Raw genomic sequence first — 21,364 nt, 5'->3', positions numbered from 1 at the left:
ATGCGCGTAAATATTACACTTGAACACAAAGAATCTGGTGAACGCTTGTACCTTACTTCTAAAAACAAACGTAACACTCCAGACCGTCTTCAATTGAAGAAATACTCACCAAAACTTCGCAAACACGTTGTGTTTACAGAGGTGAAATAGGGATTCACTACACGTCAATAGATGTGAGAGCCCTTGATTTTAAGCGATTCTTGAAAGTTTAAATTTCACTACATTGCAATAAAAATCAACCGAATCACTACCTTTTTCACTACCTTTTTTGAAATAAGAATACTGATTCGGACAATTAAAAGCAAAAGGAACTCCATTATAAGATGGGGTTCCTTTTCTGTATATATTTCAAATAATACCTCTACACTATTTGTATCAGATATACCAAGACATCGATACAATCTAAAATATATTCATTCACAAAACTAGTTTAAATAGCGCAGTCTTTTCAACTAGTTTTGTGAATCCAAAAAATCTTCCTATTTATAATAAGAAGATTTTTTATTATTCTAATTTTTTCTACGTACTGTTACAAGTCCAAATGTTCCAAGAATGGCACCCATTACCAACATCGCAACACTTGAAGTTTCTCCTGTATTTGGTAAAGTTTTTGCTTTTTCTACTCGTGAGTAACTCATTTTTTCGTTTTCTACTGATTTAACAGCAGGCGCTGAGTATGTTTCACGTTTTTCCTTCACAACAACATTCCCTTGAGCATCGACAGTAACTTCTTTTCCTGTCGCAAGAGCTTTCTTCAATTCGTCAATATTGACAGCAGGAAGTTCTTCAGCAACTGGTGCATCTTTAGGAACAGCGACGATTGTTCCATCAGGAAGTGTTTTAACGTTGCTATCTTTTGCATCTTCTTTAGCAAGTTCTTCAGGATTTAGCTCAGGAAGTGCTTCAGTAGTTGGAGCAACTTTAGGGACAGCGATGACTGTTCCATCAGGCAATTTGGCAACAACGTTTTCTTGAGCTTTTTCTGCAAGGTCAACGAGTGCGTCATATTCTGTTTGCAAGTCTACCAACTTAGCGTGTTCTGTACGGTATGCAGACAACAAGTTTTCAAGAGTAGACTGTGCAGTCTTGAGTTCAGCTTTTGCTGTTTCAAGTTTAGCTTCAGCTTTTGCTTTCATATCTTGAGCAGTTGCTAGTTTAGCAGGTGCGTCCAAGTATGCTTGCAATTGTTCAGCCAATTTTGTAGCTTCTTTGACGAGTTCGTCTTTTTCTTTAAGAAGTTTAGCACTTTGTTTGTTCAAAGTGTTCACTTTATCTTCTTGAGCTTTTAGTTTAGCTGAAGCATCTGCAAGAGCTTGTGACGCAGTTGTTTGAACAGCTTTAGCTCCTTCAAGTTCTGCTTGAGCTTTTACAAGAGTAGCTTTCTTGTCAGCTAGATTTGCTGAGAAGTTGTTAACAGCTTCAGTAGCTTTAGCTTCACGAGCTTTAGCATTTTCAAGAGCAATTTCTGCCAAACGTAGGTTGTTTTCAGCAACTTGGGCTTGAAGTGGTGTAGCCATTGCGTCAGCCAAGACTTTTTCAGCTTCAGTTTTCAAGCTGAGTGCGCTTGCGTAATCATTTGAAGCTTTTGTTAAAGCTTGTTTAGCATTTTCTGATGCAGTTTCAGCTTGAGCAAGGTTTGATTTAGCTGTGTCGACAGCTTTTTCAAGAGATGCTGTGTCGTTTTGGTCTTTAATAACGTTTCCGCCAGCTAAGTCAAGAGTTGAGATGATATGTAAACGTCCGTCTACGTTAGCTGTTGCGATTCCGACAGTGTTATTAACAAAGTTGTTACGTGAGTGTCCCCATTTAGATGGTGCATCAGCAAATGTTTGTCCCATGATTGCTTCATATACTTTTTGTTTAAGTTCGTACATGGTCATAGATTTTGTTTCATTTGCAAGTGACACGTTTTCACCATGGTAAGCACCGTTGATGTGTCCAGCTTTGTTTACTGCAATTCCACGTTCAACATATTTTCTAGCTTGTTCACGAGCGATACGAAGGTCAGAGTCTGTTACAGTGACTTCGTTCAATCCAAATTGTTTATGGATTTCAGTCAATACTTTTGAAGCGTATAAGCTGATTTCTTTTTGTTGCTCATCAGTCAAATTGTCGAGTTCAACAATTTTGTTTTTATCAGCTTCGCTGATTTTTGTTGAAGATTGTTCAATAACTTTAACTCCCATTCCGATTAGAACACGTTCTGTATCAGAATTTGGATTTACTTTCCATAGGTCATAAGCTTCTTTGAATGTGATATCATTTGTTGATGCACCAATTTTATTACGAAGTTTGTCAGAAATATGGAAAGTATTATTTTGAACATTTACAGTATCAACACCAGTATTTGCCAATTTATCTTGAGCTGATTTTAGTTCAGCTTGAGCTGATTGCAATTTGCTTTCAACTGAGTCAGCATGTTCTGTAGCTGAAGCCAATTTTTCTTTAGCCAATTTGACAGCATCATTTTTAGTATTAATATCAGTTTCAGCTGATTTGATAGCTTGGGCGCGGTTCGCATCTGCTTTAGATGCGTTTTCTTTTGCAGTTTTTGCGTCTTCGACTGCTTTGGTTGCGTCTTTGACGTCAGTTTGAGCTTGTGTCAAATCTTTTTGAGCATTTGCAAGTCCAGTACCGTCAAGGGCAGATTGTGCGCTTGCAACGGCTTGTTTAGCTGTTTGGACATCTTTGTTAGCTTGGTCAAGATTAGCTTGAGCACTTGCCACGTCTGATTGTTCTTCTGCAAGAGCTTTGCTTTCAGCTTTGATTTGTTCATTTGTAGCTTCGGTTGCTTTTTGGTTAGCAGTCTGAGCTTCAACATTCTTAGCTTGAGCTTCTTTGACTTGTTCAACTTTTTCAGGTGTTGCTTTAGCAGTAGTTTCTTCAGCATCTTTGACAGCTTGAGTTGTTGTAGCAACTTCTTTTTCAGTTGAAGCAACAGTAGTTTCTTTTGCTTTAATATCAGCTTTAGCTGTATCAACTTTAGTTTCAACGTTTTTAACAACATCTTTTTGAGCGTCAAGTGCAGGTTTCACGCTAGATGGTGCAGGAACTTCAGTCTTTTCAACTGGTTTCACTTGTGACTTAGCAACAAGAGCAGGTTCATTGACAGCAGTGTTAGAATGTACTAGAGTCGCTTGAGCTTCTTGTGCAAATGCAGTTCCACCAACTGATGCAAGCGCAATAGCTGTTGATGTTGTGAGGGTTTTAATAGTATTTTTTGACATAAAATCTCCAAAAATTCACATTAACAACTTTATATAGTTGTTTTTTTATTTAATTATAGCACATTTAACCAACCTTTTAAAGTCATAAGCAATCTTTTAAGAACTAAAATATGTAGAAAAAATACTGTAGTATTTAGTTTAAGAGGTATTGCATGAAACAATCATTAAGAAAATATATAGGAAAACGAATTCGCCTTTTAAGGTTGAAAAAAGGACTTACACAAGAACAAATTGAAGAAAGAGCTGACCTTGGAACAAATTATGTATATAAACTTGAACATCTCGAAACAAATATAACAATTAATACCCTTGAAAAAGTTATGAAGGCTCTTGAATGTGATATTTCATCTTTCTTTGATATTACAAAAAAAGATGAAAATCCTGAAATTGTTGAATTAATTACGAATATAAAAAGTTTACCTGATAGTAAACAAAAAGAAATACTTTCTGCATTCCATATAATTCTAAATCAAGTTAAATAATTTTTTAATTAATAACAAAACAACTCTATTGAACAACATAAACAACCGCTAAAAATTTCAGCGGTTGTTTTTTTACATATCTAATTTTTTCAAATCTGCGGTCATTTGTTCAGTAGATATCCTAGTTTCTTCTACTTTCTCTTCTGATTCTCTAAAATATTCTTCATCAAATTTTACAAAATCAAATCCATATTTGAATAAATTTTTGTTGTTCTTTCGATATCCTGAGCGTTCATCTTGTTTTCTTTGAATCTTATCTAAACCATTAACAAATTTTGAAACTTGTTCAACTATCATTCTTTGTTCTTCATCCAAATAATGTTCTAAGATTTGCCCCTTTTCTAGTACTACTTCATTCAAGGATTTCTTTTGTATAATACTTGTTCTATATTCTCTATAATCAGCATTCAAAAATAAATTTGAAGTCTGATAAACCTGAAGCCCTAGCGAATCTTCTGTTTTTTTGTTATCAAAAATAACATCTTCATACACTCGTTCCGCAAAATCAATTATTCTATTATCTAATTTTTTCAAATAATATTTTTTTTCAATAAAGAATTCTTTAAATAGTCTGTAAAATTTTTCTTCTACTTCATTTTGATAAAGTCTTGAAATAACTTTAAATAAATTCTTATCAAAAATATCAAATGCAACAATACCATCAGATAGGTCTGCTTCGATTTCTTTTTTAGCTAATTCACTTGAAAACAAGACAGACTCTTTCAAAGCTTCAAGCATATTCGATTTCAATTGTTGCTCTCTAATTGTTTTAAAATCAGATGAGCTAATAGATTCAAAAACTATTAAATAGAAAAGACTTGGAAGCAATTTCTTCCAGTTTTCTTCATGCCCCCAAAGCAATTCTGAAACAGTTAAATTCATATTCTTAGCAAGCAACTCTAAAACATATTCAGACAAATGAGTTCGACTATCTTTCATTAATCGACTCATTTTTTCTTTAGCCGTGTCCTTGTTTCCGCTATAGTAAGCACCACTATTACTTAATTCGCCAAATCTTTCATCATGTAAAAACATATACCAATAATATTTTTTCCCTTTCTCTAACTGTTCAGCTTTAAAATTTTTAATCTTCTCAGGTACTGTATCAATTGTTGCACGTTTTAAAAATTCTATAGTATGTCTATACATTTAGTAATGACCCCCTTCCCAGTCCCCACCCCTAACGGGGTCAACTACAAAACAATAAAAAGGAGTTATGTTATATGATTCAATGTGATGTTGATGAAATTTCATTTGTATTTTTGTCTGAATTTAATGAGATGATGTCTAATTATGAAACATTTGCTTTGGATATTTGTTCAAAAATTGATGAATTATTGGAATTAGAAAAGTACACAGTCAATTTCAAGTTAAATGAAAAAGGATTTGCAGGCTACAATTATATTATCAACTTTGATGAATTTGAAATTCTATTATGTTTTAACACGGATAGCCCAAGGATGGGAATTTTTCTCAAATTCTCGGGTCAAGGTTTAAAACATTACATGAAACGAAGGGACGAAGATAATCAAAAAATTTCGTATCGTCAATTAGTTCAAAAATTTTTTGAATTAGAAAATTATTTTAGCGGTAGTTGTAGAGTTTCAAAAATTGATTTTGCGATTGATTTTATAGATGAAGGTTTGAAAGTGAATCAGATTCATCAGGAGTTAAATAAGTCAACAATAAAATCAAAATACGTTGACAGTTTTACAAATAAAATCAAATTGAGAAAAAATCAGTCAAATATCGGCACTATCAATACAAATAACAGAGTAGAAACGATTTATGTCGGCAGCAAAGCAAACAAGGGAAATTCTCTACTTCTGCGCATCTATGATAAAAAACTGGAACAGGAGAAAAAGAAAGGTATCTATTATGACGAAGCCCTAAAATGTCAAGATTGGGTGCGATTTGAAATGTCAATCAGACAGGCTTACGCTAACCAAACTGGTTTAGATATTTTAAAATGTCGGAATGATAAAGAGTTGTCGAGCCTAATTTTTCAACGATTTACTGACAAATATTTATTTTTCAAAAATGATGAATTATGGGATATTTCAAAGGTTATGCTGGAATACGTTTCGACTGATTTTGATTTATTAAGGTCAAAACCAAGGCGGAAGAATGACTTACTATCTACTTACATTTATTTGTTAAAAAATAGTGGTTTAGAATCTTTTCTATACAAGATTGATAAAATTTACGGTAAAGAAGCAATTCAGGAATTTTTCAAGCATGTTTTGATTCATTTCAAAACAAAGTATAAACCCTCTCCTGATACTATCATCTTTTTAAATAATAAAAAAGATGAATTAAAGAAAGAAAAAGAGCCGTGGCGTGTATTCAAGTAAGAGAACGAAAGGAAAACTAATATGACGGATATGACGAAATTAAATCAAATTGAAGAGCTACTAAATATGCTCATTGTTATCATTCAACAAGAATTAAAAAGTAATAGTTCTCATGGAATAGTCACACAGAAAGAACTATTGAAAATTTTACAGATTTCTCCTAACACGTTGAAATCATGGGAAAATAAAGGTTTAAAACGACTTGAGCCTCCAATCGAAGGCACGCGTACAATTTATTATAAATTGGAAGATGTCATTGGATTTTTGACTATTTAACTTTAAGTATGTTAGAATAGAATTATCAAATAAAGAATGTGAGGGTCCTATTCTAGCCTTTTAATTGTCCGAAAAAAGAGGCTATATGAGTAAAGAAATCATTCAACACAACAATAAAAAAATAACAAAAATAACAAAACAAAATGGTGTAATCAGTTATTCACTTAAAGGTGTTTACATTGGAACTGATGTAAAGACTGGTAAACGCATCACAAAAACTATCACTGCTAAGACATTGAAATCTTTGGATAGAAAAATTGTTGAAGCTAAAATTGAATTTGAAAAAACTGGCTCTACCCTTAAAGAAACTATCAAAATTGATAACTTTGAAAGTCTAGCTGAGGTATGGTTTAGCAACTTCAAAACTTGGGTGTCTTCACAAAACACTATCAACCGAGTGAGGGGGTATCTTGATACCTATATTATTCCTCACTTTGGGGATTATAAACCTTGTCAAATTGAACCTGCTGATGTTCAACTTTGGGTAAATAAGCTAGCTAGAAAAGCAAAGAAATCTGTTGATTCCGGTGTAAAACGTGCCCCGAAAGGTAGTGCAAAAGATTTTGGTGCAATGGCTCACAAAGTCAGTGATATTTTTGATTTTGGCATTACAAACTGTGGGCTGACCACTAATCCAGCTAAATCAATCAAGATTCCACCTAAACCAAAAGCAAACAAAGAGCGTATCATGGTACTCCATGATGATAATCTGAAACATTGGTTATTTTACCTTGAGACCTTGCCCAATACCAGAGCAAATAGACGCTTTAAGGTCATTTGTAACACGCTATTAGCGTCTGCATTACGAATCAATGAGTTGCTAGCGTTAGAAATTACTGACCTTGATTTTGAAACTAATGAAATTCTTGTCAGTAAAACATTAATGTGGAAAAGTGCAAATAAAAAACTAGGTATCAAAGGGGAAATGGTTTGTAAGAAAACTCCTAAAACGGATTCTGGGAATCGTAGGGTTGCAGTTCCACTTTCAATCATGGAAAGTCTCAAAAAGTTTCACGAGGAAATGACTGACTATTTTGAAAAGCATAGTCTACCAAAATCTTCACTTATCTTCCCAACTATCTATGGCAACTATATGTGTGATAGAAATGAACGGGCAACCCTTAAAAAGCGATTAGTGGCTCTTGGTTTGCCTGACTATGGTTTCCATCTTTTCCGCCATACACACGCTTCTATGATGTTAAATGCTGGTATGAACTGGAAAGAGCTACAACATAGAATGGGACACAAGTCCATATCAACAACTATGGATACCTATGCTGAATTAGCTCCTAAAAAGAAGTTTGAAGCAGTGGATATTTTCCTAAATAAAATGGAAGAGCTGGCAAGTTGATTCCATCACTACCTTTATCACTACCTTTAAACTTTAAAGCTCTACAATCCTTGATAATATAGGGGATATAGGTCAATTATTTAACCCTTACAGAGGTTAAATAGAGATTCACTACACGTCAGTAGGCGTGAGAAAACCTGATTTTAAGCGATTCTTGAAATTTCAAATTTCAATGTATTGCAATACAAATCAGCCGAATCTCTACATTTTTCTCTACATTTTCAGATAAATAAAAAGAGATTACGGATATAAGAGAAGAGCTACTTCACAGATGAGTAGCTCTTCATTTTTTATTCTTTCACTTCAAGTTTATTCATGAAAATAGTAAAATCTTTTGAATGAATAATTGAAGTTCAAAATGCAGGCATTAATCAGCCTGCATTTTCTATCTAGCATTTATAGAGTAGATATAAGCTATATAACAAGCAAAATCTCCTATTTGCTTTCTGTTATCCTCTATAGAATCAAACCATGAAACGTCCACACCTTCTTGCCCTAGATAACGACTAGGAAGCTTTAGACAATATATTACTCGCTCATGCTTTGCTGTTCTACCTTCATCTTTTTGTTGACGCTCTTCACGTTCCCATAGCAACCACTGGCTACGAATATGAGCATAGCTTATACTAGCTTGCAAAAACTCAGACCATACTTTTAAAATTTCCTCATCGTTACCAATATTGTTTAGAATTGTCTGATGAATGTTTTGACATTCTTCAAAAGTTAGAGCATCTTTAGCACTTAAAAATGCTGAATAATTTATATTTCTCATTTAATACCTCGTGTGTGTACTCAACAAACCTACTTAAAAACTAGAGCTATGATTTCTAATTAGTTCTTCTAAAAATTCAGGCTCTTCATCAATCATCTCTAAATAACCATACATCAGATTAGCTTGATTATCCACATTTTTCACACGATTAAAATCTATGGTAAAAGTGTCTTTATTTATATATTGTTTTATTCTATCATTACTAGCCAAACTCACCGCAGAATTCTTTGGCCAACCTTTAATAACTAAGCTTTCTGTATCATAGTAATCTATTATAAATGTTCCATAATCAGAAAAACTAGCATGCATATACTCAGGATATTCCTTTAATTTGTATCTTTCCTTTAAATAGAAATCTTTAAATTCTATCCCTATTCTATTTGCTTCTTCTTTATAAATCTCTTCTAGTTTTGTCATAAAGGAATAATAAACTAATTTCGGTACGTTTTTAAACGAAGTGGTTCGGTACATTGGAATCAAATTATATTTAGAAAATTCTTCCAATATCTCTACTGCTCGTATTATATCCGATGAATGATTCTCAACAACAACTTTATCGTCAAATAACTTATACTGGTAACCATAACCGTCTAACATATCTAATAGATTTTTAATCTTATCTTCTACTGCCATTACTTCTCCTTTTTAAAATAAACTATCCAGCATGACACTAGATAGTTCTATATAATTACTTAGTCTCTTTCCGCTTAGTAAAGAACCCTGCCAAGCCAATCATTGCTAACAATCCGTAGCCAACTGTAACAATTGAATTTGCTACCCTAGGATTTTCTCCTGTACTTGGTAACGCATATTGTTCTGCTGATTTATCTGCCGGCTTGTCCGCTGGTTTATCTGCTGGTTTATCTGCCGGCTTGTCAATGATAGCACTTGGATCCAACTCTGGCAATTCATCTACTGTTGGAGCTACTTTTGGTGTTGCACCAATACCATCAGGATTTTGTTTTGTATTCAAATCACTTGGGATGTCAGCTGTGATATCCAATTCTGGCAATTCATCTACTGTTGGAGCTACTTTTGGTGTTGCTCCGATACCGTCAGGATTTTGTTTTGTATTCAAATCACTAGGGATGTCAGCTGTGATATCCAATTCTGGTAATTCATCTACTGTTGGGGCAACTTTCGGTGTTGCTGAAATAACACGGTTACCATCCGTATATACATTTAGCATCTTATCGATTGAAAAGATATCTGATTTGTATTTGTGGTCAGCTTGAGCTTGTGTCAAACGAGCTTTGGCATCCGCTAAGTCTTGCTCTGCAACTGTGATGCGTTGTTCCACGTTTGTTCTATCAGCTTCTGCTTGTGTTAAACTCGCACGCAATTGTGGTAATTGCGCGTGGACACGCATAGCATTATCACGTTTGCTTGTTGCCGCATCAATTTCACTTTGAATTGTGTTGATACGTGAAGTTACATCGTTTACGCGAGCTGTTGCCTTATCCAACTCTTTTTGTTTTTGAACTACAGCGTCTGCTTTGTCTTGAGCGGTCGCTGTAAGTGTAGCTAAATCAGATTTTGCTTGATTTAGAGCTGTTGTCGCATTTGTACGTGCTGTAGCAATATCATTCAATTGGTTGTTTAACGCATCCAACTCTTGAGTCAAATCAGCTTTCTTCGAAACTAATACGTCACGTTCGCGCTCTTGTGTCGCTTTTTGAGCTTTCAATGCATCTAACTCTTCTTGCATTTTTGGTCTGTCATCGATGATTTGACGTTTAACAAACACATAATGAGTGTCTGCGATAAACTTCATCTTTTTACCATAGAATGTTGGGTTCATTGGGTCATCTTGATTAAAGTTGTTGCTATGGTTCCAATAATCCTTTTCATCTTGGCTTTGGTTTAGGGAATAGAACATTTGGTCATTTTCATCCCATTCATAGGTTGAACCTTTGTGCGCACTAGCATTGAATGAACCGAAATAAGTTGTTTTATCTTTTCCATCGACGGTTGAAATGGCAACGCCCATTTTACCACCTGTTGGTGTCAATAAGTTTTTGCGGTGTCCGTATTTCAAACCTCGTACATTTGCATAGTCCGAGTAGTATGTCAACAACATATCATAAGCCAACGTTTCATTAGTTACGATATGGTCAAATGTCAAATATTCACTGTCGCGACCGATAATTTGGCCTGATAGCCCGCCAAGGATGTTTTCAACGTTCTGGTCTGGTTGCACCCCTTTGATATAGCCCGGTTTGTCTGTTAAACTGGTACGGTGTGACAATACGCCTGTTTTCTGCATTTCATCAGCACGTTTTTGCGCGTATGCTAGGTACTCATCGTCAACCACCATATCACCCTTCAAATTGTTATTAACACGTAGTTGATTAAGCAATTTGACAAAGGCGTCTGAAATACCTTTGTTATCTACCTTGTAACGGTATGTTGGGCGTTCTTTGTATTTACGAGTTGTCCAATCATATGGCGCTTTCTTATAGGCTGCTAAAGCTTCTGCGAAATCAACCATATCTTTAGTTGCGTCAATTTCTTTGATGTCAACACCTTGGAAGTTAACCGGTTCCATTTGGTTGTTACGGAAGAACCCATGGTTATACTCATAATCATTAAGATTATCATGAGCTGTGTGATTACGTTCATCAGGGTTTAAATCTGTTGAAATAACTTTAACTTTGTAGCTATCGATTTCCCCTTGTTTCGCGGCGATTTTAGTGTCAGTAGCTGTGATTTGTGCACCTTTAGCGTTCAAATCATTATCAACGTTTGAAATTTTGCTAGTTGTGTTTGTGATGTTTTTACGTACATTAGCGTCTGTGATTGCGTCAAGGTCTGCTTGTTTCGTATCAACATCAGCTTTCTTAGTGTCACGGGCATTATCAGCCTCTGTTTTTGCGGTGTTAGCATTGTCTAGTGCTGTATGCGCATCACGTTCGGCATCTTTAGCGGTATTCAAATCGTTTGTTGCGTTTGTCTTGTCCGCTGTTTTGCTAGTGATAATATCGTTTTGAGCATTGATAATTTTGTTTGCGTTATTAGCAGTGTCGATGTCTTTATTGATTGAGTCAATTTGGCTATCAGCTTTTACTTTATCAGCTTTTGCTTGGTCGACTGTGCCTTGTTTTGCGTCGACATCAGCTTGGGCGCTGTTCACATTAGCTTTTGCCGTGTTCACGTCTTGTTCTGTAACATGAACAGGAGTCGTCTTCACCGTAGGCTTGGGTTGACCAGAATCAACCTCTTCTGCTTGGACAGTTGTATTTGCAACACCAGTCCCAACAAGAATAGTTGTTAAGCCAGCGCTTAATAAAATATCTTTTTTATTCATATTGTCTCCTTTATAAAAGTCGTTAACAAAACCAAGAAGCAAGCGCTTCCTCATTCGATTTATAGACTCATTTAAAATATTCCTACTATATTATACCCCCCCCCCGAAATGCTTTTGTCAAGCCATTTCCGAGGATTTTATAATTTATTTTTCCCGAACTTTACTATAAATTATAAGTTGAAGAAACTCTCATTTTTTCTTTTAGAAAACAAAAAAACAGCCAAGAAAAGCTCAACTGTTTACATTTTTAATAATGCATAAATTTTTATGCACTGCCCCATTCTAGTTAGTTTCGGGTACCCGAAACTAACTTATCTCAACGGGGCTACGCCCCGACTCCCCTTTTTCTTTATGAAAAAAATTTTTTTCTTATCTCTTGCCCATCTCTTATCTTATTTCCCTAAAGGAAGTATAACCTAAAAATTAACACTCTGTCAAGTGTTTTTATGTTACATTTTTGTTAATTTTTGATGACATAAAATCACTTGACCTTAACTCCCTTTAGCCACGCGTGGCATTTCAAAAAAAAAAAAAAAAAAAAAAAAAAAAAAAAAAAAAAAAAAAAAAAATATATATATATATAAGAGATGGGCACTATGAGATAAATCAACATATAGTTGTTAAATACAACTATTACTCCTGTAGAATAAAAATTATTCTCCTCCTTAATAAGAAAGGTCAAAAATATGACATTCACAGTCAAATCATCAAGCTATTATAGCTCAGAAAATGCTGAGAAACTTCTTGGAAATGAATCAACTTATATTGTAGGACTGCAAATAGAAACACAGTATGAATATAAAGACGATAAGCGGACAGATAAAGTTATCGGTTATCAAGTTTGGATTGCTACGGATACTCATAATCCTTTTAAAGTGAAGTTCCTTCCAGATAACAAACCAGATTTATCTGAATTTAACATTGGTGAGAAAATAGCATTTGATAAATTAGAAGCAATTCAGATTAAATCAAATGCGTATTTCCGTGCCACAGGCATTCACAAAGCTTAGGGGGGGTAGTTTATGACTATCCCTATTAAAATGCCTATGTCTGAAAATGAATTAGCTAAATTCATTACAAGCAATCTCAACAATACACTAGATATCAACGGAGAAACGAGCTTTACAAACTCTTTCTCCATTTCTTTAGAGGCAGAAGATAAGGGAATGTTTTTCATTCCCAATCTTCCTGTTTCCTATGTTTTAGATAAAAACCTGTATTTTAAGATAGCAGATATCTGTTCTGGCATCCTTTACCCTTATAAAACGCTTATGTTACAAAGTAATGCAATTTTTATCCCCTACAAGACAGGTGACCCTAATCTTGCTAGAGGTTTTTTCTTCCCTTGGGTAAATGGTATTCCAACTCGACTAACTATTCCTGATATCCAACATTTTATAAATCAAGAAGTTAGTGAGATTAGGGTTCCGCTCATGTCAAACCAAGTTAGTATCAATCTAAATGATGTTGTTCATTTAGCTATCAGTGGTTCATCTGGTTCAGGAAAAAGTTATTTCCTAGAATACCTTATTCGGTGTATTCGGAAAATAACTGACGATATTGTAGCAGTAGACCCTAAACGTGCCGATATTTATTCTCTAGGTCGTGAATTAAATCTGTCTGTCCTGTCTCCGAAAAGAGGGGCTAACTTAAATAGTTTTATCACAGAAGTAAATGAAATTCTGGGGGATGCTATCAATAAGATTTACGAACGTCAAGAAATACTTTTAGAAAACCCAAAAGCTACATTAAAACGCAAATATATTATCATAGATGAGCTACTTGCTCTTGTTCAGGGTTCTTCAAAACAAGCACGAGATACGTTTGCACAACTATTAGGAACTGTGGCTCTTCTAGGTAGAGCTACCAAAGTTTCACTTATCCTAGTTTCCCAACGTTTTGATGCTACCGCATTTGGAGGAAATCTAGCAGTTAGAGAACAAATTAACTGTTCTATTATTTTGGGAGAGATAAATACTAACACCACTCAGTTTTTATTGCCAAACGCTCATATTGAAAATATTGTTGTTCCTAGCGGAATAGGGACAGGAATTGTCAAATTTAGTGATGGAAAACATGACAGCAACATCATGCCACTCCTCACCCCATACTATAACAAGAGGTGCTTATGATAAACAAGTATAATCTATTCAAAATCTTATGTATAGGAACTGTAGTAAGCTTTTTCCCTATATTTATACTTATCTTGATTCAACAGAATCTGAACATTGAAATTAATTATCAAAATGTTGTTTTTCTTTTCTATCCTTTGATAATTTTTTCAATACTACTTTTCTCTTTTTTCCTTTATCACTGGTTTAAAAGTGATATAAAATACATGCTCAAAGGATTACGAGCAACCTACGAACTGAGAAAGTTTGCCCATTTTGAGTCCGATTCTATTCTCGATACTCAAAATAAACAGATTTCTACTCAAAAATCAATCGTCAACAAGGCCAATCGTTCTTTGTTAACCTTATCGATGATTTATACAGAAGATGGGGCTATATTACGGTGGAAAGTTCCAAATAATCACGAAAGTTTCTTGAAAGTACAAGAAATATTCCCTGCTATTAAAGCAAAATTACACACTATAGAACCCGAATTGTTCTTTACCAACATAGCGCCTAGTGACGGTCGTTGGTATCAAGCAACAGGCTCTTACAATTAAAATCGGTGGAAGGACTTTGTCAAAGACAAAAAGTCCTTCCACCATTTTTTTATATTACAAAACTGTGCCAATGATACTACTTACTCTAAATATCCTTAATACTAACAATCCTGCGAGACTGGTCTTGGCATTGTCTCGCATTCAAACTGTGCCAATGTGCCAAAAACAAAACGAAAGGAAATTCTTGAAATGTCTTCAGAGAAAAAAACAAATAAAAAAATCCCTAAACAGCGTGCAATCATGTATACACAACAAATGCGACTAGCTATTTTATCTGATTGGAAAGAAGAAATTGATAGAATCGTTAAGCTATTAGAGCCATTACTCTGGGCAGGCATTTTACATGATAAAGATGTTAATGAAGATGGAGAAACTGTAGAACCCCATATTCATCTCATGATGTATTTCAAACATGCTCGTAGCCCACATAGCATAGCTTGGGAAATTAATGAACGAAATGGTAAGCGTGAAGATTCTCAAATCGAACGATTAGAATTCTTCAAGCATCCTAATAATGGTTTTAGTTATCTTGTTCACCAAACTAAAGATGCTCAAAATAAATATCAGTACCCTATTTCGGAAGTAATAAGTAACTTTGATTTTGCTAAAAAATTAGAAAACATTCGAAAACAAGTAGAGCGAAACCAAAGTAAAAAAGAAGGGGAACTAATACGAGAATATCTAGATATGCTTTATGACGGTTTATTAACTCTAGAAGAGATTGAATCTGAGCTAACGGGAAGTCAATATGCAAAAGCAAGTACGCGACTTAAAGCTGTTGCCGAAAAAAGGCAAGAAAGATTAGGAAGAGAATTCCTGAATCGTATGAAGTATGAACAAAAGACAAAACAAGTAGTCTATATCTATGGTGAGTCTGGACTTGGTAAGACAAGACTGGCTAAGACTTATGCAGAAAATAAAAATACCTCTTATTTTGTAACAGGCTCAAGTCGCGATCCTTTTCAGAGTTATCAAAACCAGGAAACTATCATTATTGACGAACTGCGACCAGATAGCTTTCGATATGATGACCTTTTGAAAATTCTAGACCCCTATAATTTCGATGTTTTCTTACCTTCTAGATATATAGATAAAGCATTAACCGCTGAACTAATCTTCATAACTAGCCCTTACTCACCAAAGGAGTTGTATGATAATTTTCAAACCAGTAAACGAATTGACCGTTTCGACCAGCTAGAACGACGAATACAAACAGCCATACTAGTTGAAAAGGATAATATCTTTTATACACACTATAACAATGAGAGTCGGGAATACGAAAAAGATGACAGCAACTTTTTCACGAACCCCTTTGAATCTCAGCCAATACGTCGTGCTAATAGCTTCTTCACACAGTTTGAAACAACTATTCAAAGAAAGGAATAACAATAATGAACTCAGAACTATTTGAAATTAAAAACCTACTACTAAATCTCTTACAAATCCTACAACAGGAAACCCACATCTTCAATTATTGTGGTCTATATACCCAAAAAGACCTGTTGAATCTCCTTCAAATTTCTCCGAATACATTGAAATCTTGGGAAGAGAAAGGACTAAAACGACTGGAACCACCTATAGAAGGAACCAGAACTGTTTACTATAAACTTGAAAATGTTCTCCAATTCTTAGAGAAATAACATGAATTATGCTAAAATAGAACTGTCTGTTATGTATAGAAAATGTTCTATTTTAGCCTTTTTATTTTATATCCGTATAATGAAAGGGCATTATGACATCTGAAACTATAACTTACAATAACAAAAAAGTTATTAAAAAAACAAATTCAAACGGAGAGGTTAGTTATATTTTACGAGGCCTTTACTTAGGTATCGATGAAAAAACAGGCAAACAAGTAACAACGTCTATAACAGCTAAAACACTACGGCAACTTGACCGTAAAATCCTAACGGCTAGAGTTAATTTTGAAAAAGCAGGTGGAACGAGGAAAGAAGATAAACAATTATCCACTTTTTCTGAACTTGCAGAAGAATGGTTCAATAATTATCAAGTTTGGGTTACTTCTCATAATACAATCAATAGAGTGAAGGGATACGTATATAATTACATCATCCCTGCATTCGGGGATTACATTCCTGAAAAAATCACATCTGCCGATATTCAAAGATGGGTTAACAATCTCGCCCAAAAAGCTAGAACATCGATTGAATCAGGGAAAAAACGTGCTGAAAAAGGTAGTGCAAAAGACTTTGGAGCAGTCACTCACAAACTTAGTGATATTTTCGATTTTGGCATCACACATTTTGGATTAACTAAAAACCCAGTGAAAACTATTAAAATCCCTCCAAAGCCTAAATTAGCTTCTCGTAGAACTATGGTCTTACATGATGAAGAATTAAAAACATGGTTAGCATTCTTAAAAACTTTACCTAATAACAGAGCTAATCGACGATTTATTACCATCTGCAATTCCTTACTCGCTTCTGCATTGCGAATCAATGAACTTCTAGCATTAGAAATAAATGACTTGGATTTCACAAACAATGAAATTATTGTAAATAAAACATTGATGTGGAAAAGTGCCAATAAGAAACTTGGTACTAAAGGATGTATGATTTGTAAACCAACCGCAAAAACCGATTCTGGTAATCGTCAGGTTCCCGTTCCAAACTCTACTCTCACTGACCTTAGGGATTTCTACACAGAAATGAATAACTATTTCAAAAAGCAAGGTCTACCTCAATCCAAGTTAATCTTTCCAACGATTTATGGAAATTATATGTGCGATAGAAACGAACGTGCTACTTTAAAAAAACGACTAACTTCTCTTGGTTTACCTGATTACGGTTTCCATATTTTCAGACATACTCATGCTTCAATGATGTTAAATGCTGGGGCAAACTGGAAAGAACTACAAGTTCGTATGGGACATAAATCTATCAACACAACTATGGATACATACGCCGAGTTAGCACCGAAGAAGAAATTAGAGGCAGTAAATATTTATTTAGATAAAATAGCTGAACTATCTACTTAATCGTCTCTACATTTGTCTCTACATTTTTTCTTCAATAAATTACAAAGCCTTTAAAATAAAGGTTTTGAGGGGTTATATAGAACTCTGTCTACTCCTTACAGAAGTTAAGTAAGCATTCAATACGAATCAATACAGAAGAAAAACGCTGATTCAAGCGTTTTTTCTTTTTGTTTAATTCAGTACATTGAAAGAAAAATCATTCGAATTACTACATTTTTGACTATATTTGTTAAGCAATCAAAAGTAATTAACATTTCATAGCGAGTAATTCTATTTAAACTTGTCTCACTATCTATTTTTTCTTATCTCTGTGTTATAATAAAATAGATTTTAAATCCATCTATTTTATTATTGAAAATTCGACATTTTTCAATTAAATTTTGATTACAAATATTCGCGTGATTTTCGCGTGATTTTCGCGTGAATATTTTAAAATATATCTTATAAATACGATGAAATCAACGATTTTAATTATCTATCAAATTTACTTTTTCGCGTGACAATCATTTTAAAAAATAAATTTCAGTAACATTATATTTTAGAAAGGAAAAATATGGACTTAAAATTTGAAGGGGTTGATTTAGAGTACAAAAAAGCTAAAAACAATCTTCCAGAGTCTTTCTGGGAAACCTACTCAGCATTTGCAAATACAAATGGCGGGAAAATAATTCTCGGGATAGACGAAAAAAATATTGACCCCTACCAAGGAGTCAATAATCCTCAAAAAATACGAGACAATTTATTCGCTTTAGTCGCAAACAAACAAAAAGTTAGTTGTAACCTACTTACCGATAATGATATTGAATACATTGACATTCCAGACAAAAATAAACAACTCATTGTAGTCACTGTAAGAGAAGCGAATCCTCACCAAAAACCCGTCCATCTAAAAAATGATTATCGTGAGTCATATAAAAGATTAGGTGAAGGCGATGTTCGACTTGATAAAGAAGAACTTAAATATCTGATGACTAGTTCTCATGATGATATTGATAGTGAGTTACTTAATAATTTTGACGAAAATGATTTAAATTTAGATACAATAGAACATTACAAGCAACTATTAATTGAACTTACTGGTAATACAAAATATAATAGCATTTCGTTGAGAGATTTTCTAATCGAAATTGGTGTATTTAAAAAAGACAGGATTGATAATACATATAAATTAACCGCAGGAGGACTAATATTTTTTGGAAAGTACAACTCTATTATTTCTCGTTATCCCAAATTTCAATTAGACTATTTTGAAAAAGATACCTCTCTTTCAACTAGGTGGAACGATAGAATTTCAACAGGGGATATGATGTACCCTGATTTAAACATGTTCGATTTTTTCAATTTAGCATATAAGAAATTAACTACTACAACAAATGATAGATTTGAGTTTAATAACGAATCTGCCCACCGTTTACCATTCAAGAAAGACCTATCTGAATCTATACGTGAAGCTTTAGTGAACTGCTTAATGCATGCTTACTATGACTTTGATTCTCCTATAGTTATTACAGCTTATCAAGACTTCTATGAATTTAAAAATCCAGGTAAGATGAAAATTTCTATTCCCGAATTTATACATGGTGGAACTTCCAAAACGCGAAATAGTACAATCTCTTCATTATTCCGTAGAATTGGGATGTCCGAAAAAGCCGGATCAGGTGGACCAAAAATTTTTGATATTTCCGAAAAATATAAACTAAAAATTCCTGAGGTGAGCACTACCTTTGATAGTACTGTTGTTACAATCTGGAAAGTAGACTTATTGTCTTCTTATACAAATACATCAGATAATGAAAAGATAATACTTGAATATATCATTAAAAATGGTAGCATTACTAAAAATGACGTCCTCGAAAATTCTCTCATGACTGAGTATAAATTTAGAGAAAATTTGAAATCTCTACAAAATAAAAAGTATATTGAGATAGAAGGTAAGGGACGATCTACAAGATATGTTCTCCCTAAAAGCTCAACCGAACAATACCACATCATTAAACAACAAATCAAAAATCTTGGAGATTTCATGACTAAATATTAAATATTTTATTTTCATTCCTAAAAATTTTTGAAATAATATGGTCTTTTCCCAAATTTGCGGAAACCAAAGCGCAGGCTCAAGTGAACCTGCGTTTTTTCATTCTTCCCCTACTCTCTAAATCTCATTCAACTTTTCGAGATAGGCGGTTAATTCTGCTTGGGCTTCTGGTGTTGTGCCTACTAGCTGGTTGCGCATGTGTGCGAGTCTGGCTTCTACTTGTCCAATCTCTTTATCAATCTCTGCGAGCTGGTCGGCGAGGTCGGCGAGGGGAACTACGGGTTCTTCCTCAAAAGTATCAACATAGCGTGGAATGTTGAGGTTGTAGTCATTTTCGACAATCTCTTCAAAGCTGGCTAGATGGGCAAACTTTTCGACATTCTCGCGTTTTTGATAGGTCTCCAAAATCTTGGCAATATGGTCTTCGGTCATATTGTTTTGATTTTTCCCTTTTTCAAACTCTTTTGAGGCATCGATAAAGAAGACATCCTTATTGGTACGATTCTTTTTAAGGATAATAATGGTTGTCGGGATAGAGGTGTTGTAGAAGATATTTGCTGGCAAGCCGATAACCGTATCAATAGCCCCTTCTTCTAGTAGGTGCTGGCGAATCTTTTGCTCGGCTGCTCCTCGAAAGAGAACTCCGTGAGGAAGGACAATGGCCATAACTCCATTATGCTTGAGGTGATAAAAACCGTGAAGAAGGAAGGCAAAATCTGCTTTGGACTTAGGTGCCAGAACTCCATAACTTGAAAAGCGAGGATCTTGCAGGAAGCCACTATCTGCTGACCACTTCAGTGAATAGGGTGGGTTCATCAAAACCCCATCAAAATCTGTCGGCTCGGTAGTCGGCCAATCTTCGTCTAGGGTATCGTGATTGCTGAGGTGATAGTTCTCAATGGCAACTCCATGAAGCATCATATTCATACGAGCAAGGTTGAAGGTCGAAGTAATCAACTCCTGACCGTAGTAAGAAATCGTCGAAGCTTCCTTACTATAGCGCTTGGCATTGAGCAAGAGAGAACCAGAACCCATGGTCGGGTCGTAAACCGACATGCCCTTTTGATGCTCGCGCCCTGCAAAGACAATCTGAGTCATGAGGTGAGAAACTGCTTGAGGTGTATAGAACTCTCCAGCCTTTTTCCCAGAATCACTGGCAAACTGGCCAATCAAGTACTCATAAGCATCACCCAAGATATCACCAGCATGACCAGATACATTGAGGTCGTTGAGCTGTTTCATGACTTCAGAGATGGTCTTGTTTTGCTTTTGTGGAGTGTTACCTAGCTTTTTCGCATAGAGGTCGATATCTTCGAAAAGATTTTCAAATTTTTCATTGGCCTGCTCGATATCACGGAAACTTTGGGCTAGGGACTCTAGCTGGAAGGTTCCTTCATAGATAGACTGAACCAGCTTGGTAAAGGTCAGAGAAGGCTCAATCACATAGCCCAGATCGTCATTTAAGACCTCGATGAGGTCTTCACTGACATCTGTATCCGCAAAGTTTTCCTCATAGAGAAGCTGTGCTTGCTGGAAGGACTCAAAGGTCTCGTCCAAGTTATCACAGACGGCTTGGAGGATGTTGTCGGATAGGTATTTGTAGAAAATCAAGCCCAAGAGGTAGGACTTGTATTCATTGGCTTCCATCTGGCCACGCAGGATATCTGCCGCATTCCAGAGGGATTGGTAGAGTTCTCTTGATAAATCTGTTTGTGACATAGGGTCTCCTATCAATTTATGTTGTTAGTAGTATTCCATGTTTTAAAATATTTTTCTTTTTTATATCTTCCTTAAATAGTGCGGACGGGAGGTAAAATCATCCAGTGGATGATTTTAGAAATCCAAGGAATTTCATCCCTAATTTTTGAGCCCAGAGTCTCAAAAATCCCGT

At 34.9% G+C, this 21,364-nt stretch carries 18 protein-coding genes; 12 read left to right on the top strand and 6 right to left on the bottom strand.

What is annotated here, in order from left to right:
- Nucleotides 1–150: a 50S ribosomal protein L33 gene (gene rpmG, locus K4Z77_RS03810; RefSeq protein ID WP_001265622.1), complete on the top strand. Its 150-nt coding sequence runs from the start codon at nt 1–3 to the stop codon at nt 148–150.
- Nucleotides 151–509: 359 nt separating this feature from the next.
- Here the strand turns inward: rpmG and K4Z77_RS03805 are convergent, their stop codons facing one another.
- Nucleotides 510–3,227, bottom strand: a complete 2,718-nt coding sequence (locus K4Z77_RS03805; protein ID WP_224218496.1) for an SEC10/PgrA surface exclusion domain-containing protein — start codon at nt 3,225–3,227, stop codon at nt 510–512.
- Nucleotides 3,228–3,379: 152 nt separating this feature from the next.
- Here K4Z77_RS03805 and K4Z77_RS03800 point away from each other — a divergent pair, with 152 nt between their 5' ends.
- Entirely contained in the window at nt 3,380–3,709 is a 330-nt protein-coding gene (locus K4Z77_RS03800; RefSeq protein WP_224218495.1) for a helix-turn-helix domain-containing protein, read from the top strand.
- Nucleotides 3,710–3,781: 72 nt separating this feature from the next.
- Here K4Z77_RS03800 and K4Z77_RS03795 read toward each other — a convergent pair whose 3' ends face one another.
- Nucleotides 3,782–4,858, bottom strand: a complete 1,077-nt coding sequence (locus K4Z77_RS03795) for a hypothetical protein (RefSeq protein WP_224218494.1) — start codon at nt 4,856–4,858, stop codon at nt 3,782–3,784.
- A 74-nt stretch (nt 4,859–4,932) separates the two neighbouring features.
- Here K4Z77_RS03795 and K4Z77_RS03790 point away from each other — a divergent pair, with 74 nt between their 5' ends.
- From K4Z77_RS03790 to K4Z77_RS03780, 3 genes are all read left to right on the top strand, one after another.
- Nucleotides 4,933–6,063 (top strand): replication initiation factor domain-containing protein, encoded by a 1,131-nt coding sequence (locus tag K4Z77_RS03790; protein ID WP_224218493.1) that lies wholly within the window; start codon nt 4,933–4,935, stop codon nt 6,061–6,063.
- 21 nt (nt 6,064–6,084) lie between these two features.
- Complete coding sequence (locus K4Z77_RS03785; RefSeq protein WP_004269920.1) at nt 6,085–6,339, top strand: MerR family transcriptional regulator; 255 nt, start codon at nt 6,085–6,087, stop codon at nt 6,337–6,339.
- Nucleotides 6,340–6,424: 85 nt separating this feature from the next.
- Nucleotides 6,425–7,690: a tyrosine-type recombinase/integrase gene (locus K4Z77_RS03780; protein ID WP_224218492.1), complete on the top strand. Its 1,266-nt coding sequence runs from the start codon at nt 6,425–6,427 to the stop codon at nt 7,688–7,690.
- A 385-nt stretch (nt 7,691–8,075) separates the two neighbouring features.
- Here K4Z77_RS03780 and K4Z77_RS03775 read toward each other — a convergent pair whose 3' ends face one another.
- The 3 genes from K4Z77_RS03775 to K4Z77_RS03765 are packed head-to-tail and all read right to left on the bottom strand — an operon-like array spanning nt 8,076 to nt 11,769.
- Nucleotides 8,076–8,462 (bottom strand): hypothetical protein, encoded by a 387-nt coding sequence (locus K4Z77_RS03775; RefSeq protein ID WP_224218491.1) that lies wholly within the window; start codon nt 8,460–8,462, stop codon nt 8,076–8,078.
- A gap of 33 nt (nt 8,463–8,495) precedes the next feature.
- Nucleotides 8,496–9,095, bottom strand: a complete 600-nt coding sequence (locus tag K4Z77_RS03770; RefSeq protein WP_125420749.1) for a hypothetical protein — start codon at nt 9,093–9,095, stop codon at nt 8,496–8,498.
- Between the two features lie 55 nt (nt 9,096–9,150).
- The gene (locus K4Z77_RS03765) at nt 9,151–11,769 is read right to left on the bottom strand and encodes a CAP domain-containing protein (protein ID WP_224218490.1); all 2,619 of its coding nucleotides are present in this window, start codon (nt 11,767–11,769) and stop codon (nt 9,151–9,153) included.
- 686 nt (nt 11,770–12,455) lie between these two features.
- Here K4Z77_RS03765 and K4Z77_RS03760 point away from each other — a divergent pair.
- The 7 genes from K4Z77_RS03760 (at nt 12,456) to K4Z77_RS03730 (ending at nt 19,476) form a co-directional block, all read left to right on the top strand.
- Nucleotides 12,456–12,779 carry a hypothetical protein gene (locus tag K4Z77_RS03760; RefSeq protein WP_224218489.1) on the top strand — a complete coding sequence of 108 codons (324 nt, stop codon included), beginning with the start codon at nt 12,456–12,458 and terminating at the stop codon, nt 12,777–12,779.
- Nucleotides 12,780–12,791: 12 nt separating this feature from the next.
- Nucleotides 12,792–13,901: a helicase HerA domain-containing protein gene (locus tag K4Z77_RS03755; RefSeq protein WP_000154971.1), complete on the top strand. Its 1,110-nt coding sequence runs from the start codon at nt 12,792–12,794 to the stop codon at nt 13,899–13,901.
- Nucleotides 13,902–14,107: 206 nt separating this feature from the next.
- Nucleotides 14,108–14,440, top strand: coding sequence for a hypothetical protein (locus K4Z77_RS03750; protein WP_004236945.1), 333 nt, complete (start codon nt 14,108–14,110; stop codon nt 14,438–14,440).
- Between the two features lie 189 nt (nt 14,441–14,629).
- Nucleotides 14,630–15,826, top strand: a complete 1,197-nt coding sequence (locus K4Z77_RS03745) for a Rep family protein (RefSeq protein WP_224218488.1) — start codon at nt 14,630–14,632, stop codon at nt 15,824–15,826.
- Nucleotides 15,827–15,831: 5 nt separating this feature from the next.
- Complete coding sequence (locus tag K4Z77_RS03740) at nt 15,832–16,080, top strand: MerR family transcriptional regulator (RefSeq protein WP_001083626.1); 249 nt, start codon at nt 15,832–15,834, stop codon at nt 16,078–16,080.
- A gap of 92 nt (nt 16,081–16,172) precedes the next feature.
- The gene (locus tag K4Z77_RS03735; protein WP_224218487.1) at nt 16,173–17,438 is read left to right on the top strand and encodes a tyrosine-type recombinase/integrase; all 1,266 of its coding nucleotides are present in this window, start codon (nt 16,173–16,175) and stop codon (nt 17,436–17,438) included.
- Nucleotides 17,439–17,991: 553 nt separating this feature from the next.
- Nucleotides 17,992–19,476, top strand: a complete 1,485-nt coding sequence (locus tag K4Z77_RS03730; RefSeq protein ID WP_101782251.1) for an RNA-binding domain-containing protein — start codon at nt 17,992–17,994, stop codon at nt 19,474–19,476.
- A gap of 114 nt (nt 19,477–19,590) precedes the next feature.
- Here K4Z77_RS03730 and K4Z77_RS03725 read toward each other — a convergent pair whose 3' ends face one another.
- Nucleotides 19,591–21,192 carry a type I restriction-modification system subunit M gene (locus K4Z77_RS03725; RefSeq protein ID WP_224218486.1) on the bottom strand — a complete coding sequence of 534 codons (1,602 nt, stop codon included), beginning with the start codon at nt 21,190–21,192 and terminating at the stop codon, nt 19,591–19,593.
- Between the last annotated feature and the right edge of the window lie 172 nt (nt 21,193–21,364).

Source organism: Streptococcus mitis subsp. hohhotensis (assembly GCF_020089495.2).
Lineage (GTDB): Bacteria > Bacillota > Bacilli > Lactobacillales > Streptococcaceae > Streptococcus > Streptococcus hohhotensis.
This window is presented reverse-complemented; position numbering and strand designations above follow the sequence as displayed.

Excerpts from the sequence above, each read along its gene's own strand:
- rpmG (WP_001265622.1), top strand. The coding sequence starts at position 1 with ATGCGCGTAAATATTACACTTGAACACAAAGAATCTGGTGAACGCTTG.
- K4Z77_RS03805 (WP_224218496.1), bottom strand. The coding sequence starts at position 3,227 with ATGTCAAAAAATACTATTAAAACCCTCACAACATCAACAGCTATTGCG.
- K4Z77_RS03800 (WP_224218495.1), top strand. The coding sequence starts at position 3,380 with ATGAAACAATCATTAAGAAAATATATAGGAAAACGAATTCGCCTTTTA.
- K4Z77_RS03795 (WP_224218494.1), bottom strand. The coding sequence starts at position 4,858 with ATGTATAGACATACTATAGAATTTTTAAAACGTGCAACAATTGATACA.
- K4Z77_RS03790 (WP_224218493.1), top strand. The coding sequence starts at position 4,933 with ATGATTCAATGTGATGTTGATGAAATTTCATTTGTATTTTTGTCTGAA.
- K4Z77_RS03785 (WP_004269920.1), top strand. The coding sequence starts at position 6,085 with ATGACGGATATGACGAAATTAAATCAAATTGAAGAGCTACTAAATATG.
- K4Z77_RS03780 (WP_224218492.1), top strand. The coding sequence starts at position 6,425 with ATGAGTAAAGAAATCATTCAACACAACAATAAAAAAATAACAAAAATA.
- K4Z77_RS03775 (WP_224218491.1), bottom strand. The coding sequence starts at position 8,462 with ATGAGAAATATAAATTATTCAGCATTTTTAAGTGCTAAAGATGCTCTA.
- K4Z77_RS03770 (WP_125420749.1), bottom strand. The coding sequence starts at position 9,095 with ATGGCAGTAGAAGATAAGATTAAAAATCTATTAGATATGTTAGACGGT.
- K4Z77_RS03765 (WP_224218490.1), bottom strand. The coding sequence starts at position 11,769 with ATGAATAAAAAAGATATTTTATTAAGCGCTGGCTTAACAACTATTCTT.
- K4Z77_RS03760 (WP_224218489.1), top strand. The coding sequence starts at position 12,456 with ATGACATTCACAGTCAAATCATCAAGCTATTATAGCTCAGAAAATGCT.
- K4Z77_RS03755 (WP_000154971.1), top strand. The coding sequence starts at position 12,792 with ATGACTATCCCTATTAAAATGCCTATGTCTGAAAATGAATTAGCTAAA.
- K4Z77_RS03750 (WP_004236945.1), top strand. The coding sequence starts at position 14,108 with ATGCTCAAAGGATTACGAGCAACCTACGAACTGAGAAAGTTTGCCCAT.
- K4Z77_RS03745 (WP_224218488.1), top strand. The coding sequence starts at position 14,630 with ATGTCTTCAGAGAAAAAAACAAATAAAAAAATCCCTAAACAGCGTGCA.
- K4Z77_RS03740 (WP_001083626.1), top strand. The coding sequence starts at position 15,832 with ATGAACTCAGAACTATTTGAAATTAAAAACCTACTACTAAATCTCTTA.
- K4Z77_RS03735 (WP_224218487.1), top strand. The coding sequence starts at position 16,173 with ATGACATCTGAAACTATAACTTACAATAACAAAAAAGTTATTAAAAAA.
- K4Z77_RS03730 (WP_101782251.1), top strand. The coding sequence starts at position 17,992 with ATGGACTTAAAATTTGAAGGGGTTGATTTAGAGTACAAAAAAGCTAAA.
- K4Z77_RS03725 (WP_224218486.1), bottom strand. The coding sequence starts at position 21,192 with ATGTCACAAACAGATTTATCAAGAGAACTCTACCAATCCCTCTGGAAT.